The organism is Mesorhizobium sp. WSM4898 (genome assembly GCF_029625845.1).
GTDB lineage: Bacteria > Pseudomonadota > Alphaproteobacteria > Rhizobiales > Rhizobiaceae > Mesorhizobium.
In genome coordinates this window covers 1023949-1035966 of sequence record NZ_JARTVQ010000002.1, presented here as the reverse complement: position 1 = coordinate 1035966, position 12018 = coordinate 1023949, and the positions used below count along the sequence as shown (strand labels likewise).

11 protein-coding genes are annotated in these 12018 nt (G+C 64.4%); 2 read left to right on the top strand and 9 right to left on the bottom strand.

Annotation, left to right across the window (positions count from 1 at the left end; all coding sequences use genetic code 11):
- Positions 1 to 41: 41 nt before the first annotated feature.
- Genes P9228_RS12465 through P9228_RS12450 form a run of 4 tightly spaced genes read right to left on the bottom strand, consistent with a single transcriptional unit; the run spans position 42 to position 3429 of the window.
- The gene (locus P9228_RS12465; protein WP_127323559.1) at positions 42 to 812 is read right to left on the bottom strand and encodes a HugZ family protein; all 771 of its coding nucleotides are present in this window, start codon (positions 810 to 812) and stop codon (positions 42 to 44) included.
- Between the two features lie 36 nt (positions 813 to 848).
- A complete protein-coding gene (locus P9228_RS12460) occupies positions 849 to 2024 on the bottom strand; it encodes a CaiB/BaiF CoA-transferase family protein (protein ID WP_278053660.1) in 1176 nt (391 codons plus the stop codon).
- A 7-nt stretch (positions 2025 to 2031) separates the two neighbouring features.
- Entirely contained in the window at positions 2032 to 2793 is a 762-nt protein-coding gene (locus tag P9228_RS12455; RefSeq protein ID WP_067326396.1) for a 3-hydroxyacyl-CoA dehydrogenase, read from the bottom strand.
- A 30-nt stretch (positions 2794 to 2823) separates the two neighbouring features.
- Complete coding sequence (locus P9228_RS12450; protein WP_278053658.1) at positions 2824 to 3429, bottom strand: N-acetyltransferase; 606 nt, start codon at positions 3427 to 3429, stop codon at positions 2824 to 2826.
- Between the two features lie 274 nt (positions 3430 to 3703).
- Between P9228_RS12450 and P9228_RS12445 the strand changes: the two genes are divergently transcribed.
- A complete protein-coding gene (locus P9228_RS12445; protein ID WP_278053657.1) occupies positions 3704 to 4690 on the top strand; it encodes a glutathione S-transferase family protein in 987 nt (328 codons plus the stop codon).
- Position 4691: 1 nt separating this feature from the next.
- Here P9228_RS12445 and P9228_RS12440 read toward each other — a convergent pair whose 3' ends face one another.
- Complete coding sequence (locus P9228_RS12440; RefSeq protein ID WP_278053655.1) at positions 4692 to 5192, bottom strand: NUDIX domain-containing protein; 501 nt, start codon at positions 5190 to 5192, stop codon at positions 4692 to 4694.
- A gap of 68 nt (positions 5193 to 5260) precedes the next feature.
- On the opposite strand from P9228_RS12440, the gene P9228_RS12435 reads away from it, so the two are divergent.
- Positions 5261 to 6199, top strand: a complete 939-nt coding sequence (locus P9228_RS12435; RefSeq protein ID WP_278053653.1) for a metallophosphoesterase — start codon at positions 5261 to 5263, stop codon at positions 6197 to 6199.
- Here the strand turns inward: P9228_RS12435 and P9228_RS12430 are convergent.
- From P9228_RS12430 to leuA, 4 genes are all read right to left on the bottom strand, one after another.
- Positions 6189 to 6806, bottom strand: a complete 618-nt coding sequence (locus P9228_RS12430) for a hypothetical protein (protein ID WP_095801707.1) — start codon at positions 6804 to 6806, stop codon at positions 6189 to 6191. The genes P9228_RS12435 and P9228_RS12430 overlap by 11 nt on opposite strands.
- Positions 6807 to 6874: 68 nt before the next feature.
- Positions 6875 to 7675, bottom strand: a complete 801-nt coding sequence (locus P9228_RS12425) for an alpha/beta fold hydrolase (protein ID WP_278053651.1) — start codon at positions 7673 to 7675, stop codon at positions 6875 to 6877.
- A gap of 233 nt (positions 7676 to 7908) precedes the next feature.
- Positions 7909 to 9696 carry a tetratricopeptide repeat protein gene (locus P9228_RS12420; RefSeq protein WP_278053649.1) on the bottom strand — a complete coding sequence of 596 codons (1788 nt, stop codon included), beginning with the start codon at positions 9694 to 9696 and terminating at the stop codon, positions 7909 to 7911.
- A 197-nt stretch (positions 9697 to 9893) separates the two neighbouring features.
- The gene (leuA, locus tag P9228_RS12415) at positions 9894 to 11570 is read right to left on the bottom strand and encodes a 2-isopropylmalate synthase (RefSeq protein ID WP_170950267.1); all 1677 of its coding nucleotides are present in this window, start codon (positions 11568 to 11570) and stop codon (positions 9894 to 9896) included.
- Positions 11571 to 12018: the final 448 nt, after the last annotated feature.

Genomic DNA, 12018 nt, shown 5'->3' with positions numbered 1-12018 from the left:
AATCTCAAGAGTTGCTTTCGATCCGGGACGATTAACTTTCGCTACTGTGCCCGCCCTGCGGCGCGCCCGGCCTTGGCCATCTCGACCAGCACGGACCGCAACTCGCCGGCAGTGCCGAGAGGCCGAGGGAAGAAGACCCTGCAGGTGGCATCCGGAGAAGCCAGATCCATGCCGTCCGCATCGAAACCCGTAGCGATCCAGCCATCGCCTTCGGCCCGGCCGAAATGGCGCGCATAAATGCAAAGCGCATCGCGATGGTCGGCATTCATGTGGTCCAGCGCCGACTGTTCGCTGGCCCCCAGCTCCTCGACGATCGTGCCGCCGGCGATCAGGTCGGCGCGATCCAGAAGATAGGCTTTGCCGAAGCCGCCATTGAGACTGGCGCGTTCAGGCTCAAGCCGGAATATCGAGAAGTCGCCGAGCCCGGCATAGAGTTTCGCCTTCGGATTGCGGTTGAGATAGCGCCGTTCGGCGCGGGCGTGACCCGCCGATCCGCGCTCCAACCGCAGCGCCTGGCATACAAGCGAGATGCGGGGATGCGCGAGCGGATCGCCCTTGCCGGGTTCGCCGACGAGCAGCGAGCAGCGCGGGTCGGCGAGAAGCGCGCCGGTATGCGCCGACAGCATCGAGACCAGGATCAGCGGCGCGCCGTCGATGTCGGTCGCCACGCCGACCCGGCTTGCCAGCGGCGCCCCGGTGCCGGGCTCGATTGCCGCAAGCGCGCCGAAGCGGGCCGAGCGGACCAGAGTCTTCGCCAGCCTGACGGCCTCGGTGTCGGTCTCGCGGATGACATCCTTCCTGGTCTCGGTCACAGCGCTCACCGCGATAAGTTGATTTCTACTCTCCGGCTATCTGCCAAACAGGCCGGACCTGACAAGGGCTTCAATTTCAGTCTCGTCGATGCCGAAGCGTGCCAGCACAGCCGAAGGCCGGCGGTCGGCGACGGTCGGCGCCGCGGCAAGCGTCGAGGCGGCGCTGGAGAAGCGCGGCGCCGGCGTCGGACGTTCGAGCTCGCGCGATCTTGCAAAATTTTGCCGGGCACGGCTCTGCGGATGATCCCTGGCTTCGGTCAGCGACAGGACCGGAGCGACGCAGGCGTCGGTCGGTCCAAACACCTCGGCCCACTCGTCGCGTGTCTTCTCTCTGATCCTCGCGGCAATGGCAGCGCGCATGTCGGGCCACGATGTCCTGTCATATTCGCTGCCGACAAAACGCCGGTCGAGCGGCAACAATCGGGCGAACTCGGCAAAGAATTGCGGTTCGAGGCAGCCGATGGCGACATGCCGTCCGTCCGCCGCCTCGTAAACGTCGTAGAAGGGGGCCCCGGAATCGAGCAGGTTCTCACCGCGTCGCTCGCTCCAGAGGCCGGCCGCCATGAAGGCATGGATCGGAGCCGCGAGCATCGATGCACCCTCGACCATGGCGGCATCGATCACCTGACCTTTGCCGGTGCGCGAGCGCTGGAACAGGGCCGCCAGCACGCCGGCGATCAGCATCATGGCGCCGCCGCCCTGGTCGGCGACAAGGTTCAGCGGCGGCACGGGCGGCGCTCCCTGCCGGCCGACGGCATGCAGCAGGCCGGCATAGGCGAGGTAGGTGATGTCATGACCGGCGCGGCGCGATAGCGGCCCGTCCTGGCCGAAACCCGTGAGGCGGCCGTAGATCAGCGCAGGATTGCCTTCCAGCACGACATCAGGCCCGAGGCCCAGCCGCTCCATGACGCCTGGGCGAAAACCTTCGATGAGAACGTCGGCCTTTTCCGCAAGGCGCAGCAGAAGCTCCGCGCCGTCCGGCCGCTTCAGGTCGAGCCTGAGGATGGAGCGGCCGTGGCGGTCGAGGTCGTGGGCCTCGGGCAAGGATAGAAGCGGCTCTTTGGCGTCCGCCCGCTCGATGCGCAGGACGTCTGCGCCCATCTCCGATAGCATCAAGGCGGCGAGCGGCACCGGGCCGAGGCCCGCCATCTCGATCAGCCTGAGGCCAGCCAACGGCCCTGTCTTGTCGGCGGCTGTCGGCGGCGTGCTCATTTCGCTTTTATTTGGGCGCCATGCGGATCGCGCCGTCGAGGCGGATGGTCTCGCCGTTCAGCATCTGGTTCTCGATGATGTGGAGCGCGAGTGCTGCATATTCCGAGGGCTCGCCGAGGCGAGGCGGGAAGGGCACCGAAGCGCCGAGCGAATCCTGCACCTCTTGCGGCATGCCGGCCATCATCGGGGTCTTGAAGATCCCTGGGGCGATGGTGCAGACGCGAATGCCTGAGCGCGCCAGGTCGCGCGCCACCGGCAATGTCATGCCGACGACGCCGCCCTTGGACGCCGAATAGGCAGCCTGGCCGATCTGGCCGTCATAGGCGGCGACCGACGCCGTGTTGACGATGACGCCGCGTTCGCCGCCGGCGAGCGGGTCGAGTTTCGCCGCCCGGTCGGCGACCAGGCGGATCATGTTGAAGGTGCCGATCAGGTTGATCTCGATCACCTTGCGGTATTGATCCAGCGGGTGCGGGCCATCCTTGCCGACCGTCTTCACTCCAATGGCAATGCCGGCGCAATTGACCAGGATGCGCGGTTCGCCGAGCTTTGCCGCCACTTCGGCGATCGCCGCGCTGCCACTGTCTGCGCTGCTGACATCGCATTGAACCGCGATGCCGCCGATATCGGCGGCAACCTTGGCCGCGCGATCGATACCGATATCGAGTATCGCTATCTTAGCGCCCTTGGTGGCAAGGGCGCGCGCCGTCGCTTCGCCAAGGCCGGAGCCACCGCCAGTGACGATCGCGATCTGGCCGTTCGGGGTCATGGTGGCGTCCTCCCAGAATTTCGGATCATGCTACGAAGCGCGCTGCTGCGGCGCAACCTGAATGACCGGATCGATCGAGGACTGCGGAATGGCCGAGGCGCGGACCGCGACCTGGGCCAGGTCGGCAACCCGCGCCGTATCCGCATGACAGACCTCACCGACGAACCGGGCCACCGCGCCAGGCCTGATTTCGTGATGGAGCAGCCGGTCGAGATCGACCGGACGCGGCATGGTGATCTGCCCACGCGGGAAGCGCTTGAAGCCGAGCGGCCCGTAGTAGGGCTCGTCACCGACCAGCATGACGGCCGGCGCGCCGGCCTTCGCGGCGGCTTCGAGCGCGATCGCGACCAGCCTGCGGCCTATGCCGAGATTCTTGAAGGCGGGCCGGACGGCAAGCGGGCCAAGCATCATGGCGCGTCCGGCGCCTGCCGCCACGCGCGTCATGCGCACCGAGGCGATCACCGTCTCGTCCTCGACGGCGACAAAGGACATCGAGCGGTCGTGCCCGCCGGCCTCGCGGATCTTATAGGCGGCCAGCACGAAACGGCCCGGCCCGAAGGCCTCGTCGTTGATGGCTTCGATTTCAGGATCGTGCGCCGGGGTCTCCGGCAGATATTTCACGTCGGCAAGGCTCATGGTCTTTGCGTTCCGGTATGCGAGGAAAGGTTTGCTGCAAGCGGCAGCGTTCGCCAGTCAGCGCTTCATCAAGCGCGGGCGTCCTTTCGTCGTCGGTCGAACCGGATCGTGGCAAAGTCAAACATGGGCGCTTCCGCTAGCATCAATTGTTCCCGGCTGCAATCGGCACTTTTTCACCTTTCTTTTCGCCGTTTGACGAACTGTTCAGCGCCTGGGGGCTTCGACATTTCGGGTAAGCGCCTAGATGTCTGTTGGAACCGCAGGGAGATTTCGCATGGGATTGCTGGTTGAAGGCAAATGGCAGGACCGCTCGACCGTTGCCGACAGCAGCGGCAGGTTCGTGCGTGCCGAAGCGCAATGGCGCGACTGGGTGGCGCGCGACGGTGCGCCGGCGCAAGGGCGCAAACGCGGTTTCAAGGCGGAGCCCGGGCGCTATCACCTTTACGTCTCGCTCGCCTGCCCCTGGGCGCACCGGACCTTGATCTTCCGTGTCTTGAAGAAGCTGGAAGACATCATCTCCGTCTCCGTGGTGCACCATTTCATGGGCGAGAACGGCTGGACCTTCACAGCCGAGGACGGCGCAACCGGCGACACGCTCTACGGCCTCGACTTCCTGCACCAGATCTATGCCAAGGCCGATCGCGGCTATTCGGGCCGCGCGTCCGTACCGGTGCTGTGGGACAAAAGACAGGAAACCATCGTCAGCAACGAGTCGTCAGAAATCATCCGCATGCTCAATTCCGGCTTCGACGAATGGGGTGATGCGAGCCTGGACTTCTATCCGCCGGCGTTGCGTTCCGAGATCGACAGGATCAATGCGCTGGTCTATCCGGCGATCAACAACGGCGTCTATCGCGCCGGCTTCGCCACCTCGCAAGAAGCCTATGAGGAAGCGTTCGGCGAGCTCTTCGCAGCACTCGACACGTTGGAAGAGCGGCTGTCAAAGCAGCGCTATCTTGTCGGCGACCGGATCACCGAAGCTGACTGGCGTCTATTCACCACGCTGGTGCGCTTCGATCCGGTCTATGTCGGCCACTTCAGATGCAATCTGCGCCGGATCGCCGACTATCCGAACCTGTCGAACTATCTGCGCGACCTCTACCAGGTGCCCGGCGTGTCAGGCACGGTCAGCCTGCATCACATCAAGTCGCACTACTACGGCAGCCACAAATCGATCAATCCGACGGGGATAATCCCGGCGGGACCTGAACTCGACTATGCCGCACCACATGATCGCGGCCGGTTCAGGAAGGCGGCATGAGTTACCAGTAGGCCGAGACCTGCACGCCGCCGAAAATTTCGGCAATCCGACGTCGCGTCGCCGGCGTCGCATCTGCCGGCAAACGGTCGAGCGGAAAGAACGCCGCCTCGGCGATCTCATGGTCCGCCGATTTCGGCGCCGTCTGGTTGAAGGCTTCGACCAGATAGAGGCCGACGTGGTCGCGTGTGCTGGCGCGACGGTTGAAGTGCATCGATCTCAGCACCGGCGGAGCCGTCAACGCGATGTTGCCCTCCTCGGCGAGCTCGCGCGCCAGCGCCTCGACAAGCGTCTCGCCGACCTCGACGCCGCCGCCAGGCAACTGCCAGCCCGGAACATAGGTGTGGCGGATGAGGAAGATGGAGTTGGATGCGCGGTCGTAGATCAAGCCGCGCACGCCAAGCGTCATCGGGCGCCGCAGCAGGAAATAGAGATGGAACAGCCTTGCCCGCAGTCCCGCCCAGCCGGTCTGGCGGAACGCCTGTTCCGGATCGGCGCCAGTCATCCACGAAACCGCGAGCGGACAGGAAACGTTGAGTAGAAAGCCCGGACCGGGTCGCTTAAGAAGGGGCTATGCTCAGGCTTGCACATATTTCCGATGTCCATCTGGGGCCGCTGCCCGATGTAACCTATCGCGATCTCGCGTCCAAGCGCGTGCTGGGTTACGTCAACTGGCAGCGCAACCGCCGCCGTCATATGCACGATGCGGTGATCGACACGATTGTCGGCGATATCAAAGCCAACGCCCCCGACCACCTCGCGGTCACCGGCGATCTCGTCAACCTGGCGCTCGATGGCGAGATCGAGATGGCGAAACATTGGCTGGAGACGCTGGGCGCTGCGAATGACGTATCCGTGGTGCCGGGCAATCACGATGCCTATGTGCCGGGCGCCTTCGACAAGGTTTGCCGGTCATGGGCGCCGTGGATGACGGGCGACGGCATCAACAGCCCGATCGACCGCAATTCCTTTCCCTATTTGCGGGTTCGCGGTGATGTCGCTCTGATCGGCGTCACGACGGCGCGGGCCACGGCGCCCTTCATGGCCAACGGCTTCTTCATGGAGGGCCAGGCGGAGCGGCTCGGCAACATCCTCGACGCGACGGCCAGACAGGGGCTGTTTCGCGCCATCATGATCCATCATCCGCCGGTGCGTGGCGCGGTCTCGCAGCATAAGCGGCTGTTCGGTATCGCGCGCTTCCACAAAGTCATTCGCCGGTATGGCGCCGAGCTTGTGCTGCACGGCCACTCGCACTTGCCTTCGCTGTTCACCATCGGTCCGCGCGGCGTCAAGGTGCCGGTGGTCGGCGTGGCCGCCGCCGGCCAGGCGCCGGGCGGCGATCATCCCGCCGCTCAGTACAATCTGTTCGAGATCGGCGGAAAAAAAGGTGGTTGGACCATCCGCCTGACACGGCGCGGCCTGACCGGTCCGGCACTGCCGCCGTCGGACATTCAGGTGATCGAGCTCGGTGCCGATATGCCGGTGGTGCGCGAGCCCGTCGTCAGAAGCTGATCTTCATCTGGGCGATGCGGTCCCAGAACAGCACCAGCGATACCGCCAGGCCGACCAGGGCGCCGGCGGCGATCAAGCCGAGGCCGGCGAAGAAGGTCGTCCAGCCGTTGCGGCGCGTTGCAGCCTGCAAGGGCGGCTCGGCTTCCCGGACCTCGGCTCGATGCAGGCCAGTCACCGCGCTCTCGACCGCGCCTTCCATCATCCGCTGCCGCTCGACGACACGCTCGGCCACGTATCGCGTAACGGCATCGGCGACGGGCTTCATGTCGGTCGATTCGGCCAGCACCACGCGGCCGATGCGCGTGTCCTTAAGGAAGCGGAAGGTGCGGCGATCCCGCCCCATGGCGACATGGCTGACGGCATCGACCCACAGCCGCGGCTGCAGGCCGGAGGAGACGGCGAAGTCGAAATTGTCGATATCCGCCGGCACGTCGGCGAAAACGGGGGCGAGCTCCGCGGCCAGCAACTCGAGCCGCATGCGGTGCGCCTCGCGCATGTCGACCACCACATCATCGCGGTCGGCGAAGGCGTTCTTGACGTCGCGGATCGCGTCCGCGAGCTTTCGCGATGGCTCGATCGGGGTGATTTTGTCGCCTGCATCCTTCATGGCGCTGCCTCGCTGTTGGTAAACAGCGAGTTAACACAGTCGCCGGCAAAATGCACTGCGAGATGGGCTCAGCTTGCGGCTGCGCTGAACACCGGTCTCTGGATTCTGCCGCGGCGACGCGTGTTGCGGCGCACGGCCTCTGCAATCAGGTCAGGCGCCTCCTCGACCAGCATGTGGCCCGCCTCCAGCACGTAGTGCAGGTGGAAATGCGGCGGCAAGTCCTCGGCCTGGGCGACGGGCAGGACGGGATCGTCCGTTCCCCAAAGCACCATCACCGGCATGCTCAGGGTTTCCAGCCGTTCGCTCGGGATGACACCTTGCTGGTCTTCCCTGGTGATCACGGCTGCAGCACCGACGAGGGTCCGCAACTGGCCCGGCCGTTTGCGCATACCGCACAGCGCCTCCACCACGTGTTGAGGAGGAGAACTTTGCGGCCCCGACATGGCGGCAAGACAGGCGCGGATCTCATCTCGATCGGCCGCGGCCGCATAGCGCCGCAGCAACGGACCGTTGATCTCGGGGCCGAAGCCGCCGGGCGCCAGCAAGGTCAGCGAGGCCACCCTTTCGGGATCGGCAGATGCCATCAATGTCGCGATCGCGCCGCCCATGGAATGGCCGACGACGTGAACTTTGCCCAGGCGGCGCTTGCCCAGATCGGCCAGGATAACCCCAGCGGCCTGCTTGACTCCTGCCGCCTGGCACTCCAGGGAGTTTCCGTGGCCCGGCAGGTCGTAGGCAAGTGTCCTCACATCGGGCGTCAATCCCGCAATCACGTCGCGCCAGATCGAATGGCAAGCGCCGAAGCCGTGCAGGAAGACGATCGTCTTCGAGCCAGCACCGCTTTCGGCGACGTGAAGAGAGTTAAACATCGAGATTGTTGGCTGTGAAGCAGTATGAGGGGCAATTCAAGATTGTGGCTGAATTGCTCCCTGAGCAGGTCGATAGCCAGTAAAATCTTCGCGAATTCGCCGTGCGCGCCCCAATCGAACGCGTAAGCAGGCCTAAGACTCGTTGAGTGTCGACGCCCGCTGTGCCGAGCAGATCCGGCGTGCGAATTTAATATTCCAATCAGTCCGCACGTCAGCGAATGCTCCACGTTCGCTCAGCTCGGATTGCCAATCCCCGCAGAGCGCAAGGATTGCACCAGCCGGTCGATGAGATCGGCGGGGTACTTCCTGTCAACAAAAGTGGCGCGCGGATTGGCGGCGAATTTCGGGAATTCGGCCGTGAGCTCGTTCGCCAATTCGTTTGCGAGCTTGTCGCGGCCTGAGATCTTGGCGCCGATCAGGCGCGCCGCCAGGTAATGCGATTTGGACGCGGTGGTCCGCAGCGACTCGCTGGCAATCGCTGCCCTCTGGGTGTCGCCTTGCATGAAGGCTCCGACAAACAGGCCATAGTCCCACCAGGTCGGATGACCGCTGAAGGCCTCGACGGCATGGCCCAGGATCGGCGTCCCTTCCTGGTATCTGCCAGCGAAGATCAGGCCGTAGCCATAAGCGGCGGCCATGCCGAGATCGTAGGGGTTGAGCTCATAAGCCTTGCGCATCCAGCGGATCGCTTCGTCGGTGTTGCCGAGGCGCGAGTTGAGGTAGCCGTAGGCGCGATGCGCGTGCGGGCTCATCGGTGCCATCTGAATGGCGCGGTGGGCAAACGACATGGCCTGCTCGACCGTTGCGCCGGGCGGATAGGCGTAGCGGTTGTTGACGGCTTCCAGATGCAGGGAAGCCAGTTCCGAGTAGATGAGCGATGATTTGGTGCTTTCTCTGACCAGCTTCTCCAGACAGCGATACGCAGCTTCGTGCGCCTTGGCGCTCTGGTCGAGATAGTAGAGGTCGTCGAGCACCAGACATCCTATCTGGCTGGTCCGGATATCGCTCTGGTCGATATAGCTGTAGATCGCGCCCGAAGCGGGGACGGTAGAGCTCAGGAGATTGGCGATGTTGCTCTCGACCGCACCAGGCGCGCTTTCGGCCGATGTCAGGTTGCGTGACAGGAGAACCCGTCCCGTCGCGACGCTCTGCAGCTCGATCATGACGTCGCCGGCGTTAGTCCCGGGAATAAGATCGAAAACGAAGCTGATCGGATCGGCGGAACGATTGCGCGTAGCGTCGGCGTCGCGTCCGATGAAGTCTATCGTATCGAAGCCGGCCAGACCGGCGCGCAGCGAGGAAGCAACACGGGCCGCCTCGGGTCCGTCGGCTTTGATGGCCAAGTAGATCAAAGGCAGGCCTTCGAACGTTTGGGAAGCGACGCTGCTGGTCGCGCCTGCCGTTTCGACTTCAACCGGCGCGGTCGCGTCGTCACCACGAAGAAAGGCGTTACCCTGGCGGACGACAAGGATACCCAGCATGGCGATGACCAGCACCATGGCGGCCCAGAAGAACCGCAACTGGCGCGTCAGCGATGACGCAGATTCGGTCGGTGCCGGGGTCGTCGTCAGCGGCACGGCGTCGACCGGAGCGGCGGCGGCCTCGGGCTTCTCGAAATGCTTGGAAGGCCGGGCGATCGGGGCGGCATCCGCGGGTTTGGCGTCGGCTGGGAGCCGTATGGCGTTCAGCTCGTAAGAAGGGACATAGCCGCCGCGCGGAATGGCGATGCGCACCGGTTCGCCAATGCCTTCGCTGGCGAAATATTGATCCAAAAGCTCGCGCAGCCGCCCCGCCTGGACCCTGACGACCGCGTCGGTCGATCCGTCGAAATCGCCGTCCTTGCCGAAGACATCCATGGCAATGGACACACCCTTCAGCCGGTCGGCTTCGCCTGCCTGCTCGCGTTCGACCAGATAGCGTAACAGCCTGCGGGCCCGCTCGGATCGTCCGAACGTTTCGCTGGCAAGCAGTCGCTCCAATGTCTCGCGCACTGCGGGGGCGGCAGGCGTGGCAGGCTCCAAGTGTCGGACCTTTCAGAGTCGGCACAGGTTAGGGCGCGATAATATAGCGCGCGCTCCAGCGCACAAGGAACCTTCTGTTATGTGATCGCGTAAGCCACGGGAAATTTACCGGCCGGTTAACGAATTTGAACGCGGCTCGCGCCTGCCATGAAGCGTGGCACGTCCGATGAACGGGCCACGCTTTATCAATCGAACAATCAGGCGGGCTTGCGGCCCAGGATGCGGTTGGCGGCCGAGACCACGGCCTCCAGCGAGGCGGCGACGATGTTGGTGTTTATGCCTGCGCCGAACAGCTTGCCGCCCGGATATTCCATCTCGACATAGGAAATGGCCGAGGCGTTCGAGCCGCGCTGCAAGGAATGTTCGGAATAGTCGAGCACCGACATGTCGACGCCGATATGGCGCGAAAGCGCATCGACGAAGCCGTCGATCGGGCCGGTACCGGTGCCGGTGATGGTGACTTCCTTGCCGTTGTCGAGGATCTCCGCCTCGACCACGCGACGGCCCTTTACCGCAGTGTCCGGATAGGTGCGATGGTCGAGGAATTTCAGCCTGGCGCCGGGCTGGTCGACATAGGCTTCGAGGAAGCGCTCGTGGATGCGCTTGGCCGGCACTTCCTTGCCTTCGGCGTCGGTGATCGCCTGGATGTCCTGGCTGAACTCGATCTGCAGGTTGCGCGGCAGATTGAGGCCGTAGTCGGCCTGCAGCACGTAGGCGATGCCGCCCTTGCCCGACTGCGAGTTGATGCGGATGATCGCCTCATAGGTGCGGCCGACATCAGCGGGGTCGATCGGCAGGTAGGGCACTTCCCAAACCGGCGTGTTGGCTTTGCGCAGCGCCTTCATGCCCTTGTTGATGGCATCCTGGTGCGAGCCGGAGAAAGCGGTGTAGACGAGCTCGCCGACATAGGGGTGGCGTTCCGGGATCTTCAGCTGGTTCGAATATTCATAGACGTCCTTCATCCGGTTGATGTCGGAGCAGTCCAGCTCGGGATCGACGCCTTGCGTGTACATGTTGAGCGCCAGCGTCACGATGTCGACATTGCCGGTCCGCTCGCCATTGCCGAACAGCGTGCCCTCGACGCGGTCGGCGCCGGCCATCAGGCCGAGCTCGGTGGTGGCGATGCCGGTGCCGCGGTCGTTGTGCGGATGCAGCGAGATAATCAGCTTGTCGCGGTTGTCGAGATTGCGGCACATCCACTCGATGCGGTCGGCATAGACGTTGGGCGTCGACATCTCGACCGTCGATGGCAGGTTGACGATCAGCTTGTTGTCGGCCGTCGGCTTCACGATCTCGGTGACGGCGTTGCAGATCTCCAGCGCGACCTCGAGCTCGGTACCGGTGAAGCTCTCCGGCGAATATTCGAAACGGAAGCCGCCGCCGGCCTTGGCGGCCATGTCGGTGATCATCTTGGCGGCATCCGTGGCGATGCGCTTGATGCCGGCGACGTCCTTTTCGAAGACGACGCGGCGCTGCAGCTCGCTGGTCGAGTTGTAGAAATGCACGATCGGGCGGTGGGCGCCCTCGAGCGCCTCGAAGGTCCGCGTGATCAGCTCGGGCCGGCACTGCACCAGAACCTGCAGCGACACGTCCTTGGGCACGCCGCCCTCCTCGACGCACCAGCGGGCGAAGTCGAAGTCGGTCTGCGAGGCCGACGGGAAGCCGATCTCGATCTCCTTGAAGCCCATGTCGAGCAGCAGCGCGAACATGCGCGCCTTGCGCTCATGGCCCATCGGGTCGATCAGCGCCTGGTTGCCGTCGCGCAGGTCGACCGAGCACCAGATCGGCGCCTTGTCGATCACCTTGGACGGCCAGGTGCGATCGGCGAGGTTGACGGTCGGGTAGGGCTGATATTTGCGGGCGGCATCGGCCATGTGGCCGGGCGCTTGCGCGCCCGTTTCGGCCTCGCCGGCGCGGATTGCTTCTCTTCTATTCATCGTCGTTTCTCCCGGCGGCTCGTGGGACCGCCTTCAGGCGGATCGGTGCCGAGCGGCGCCTTTACCAAAGAATTTCGTTCGCTTGATGTGACTTGCCAATCTAGCCAAGGAGCAGGCGCCCAAAGCGGCGGTTTTCGACCGCCGGGCGCTCCTTCAGCGAACCCGGCGATCGCCGATAAGGCCGAGAAGGAGCAGGGTCGAAGCAAGCGCGCGCACGGTCTCGCGGGCAAAGCCGGGGCGAGAAGAAGCGACGGAGCGGGTGCGCGTGGTCATGCCGGCTCTCTTACAGGAGCGGCCATCCGGAGGCAAGTGCCGGCCCGGCTTTAAGTCTTTGGTTTCATGCATATCGTCTTCCCAAAACCGCTGCACAGTTTTGGTCGACATG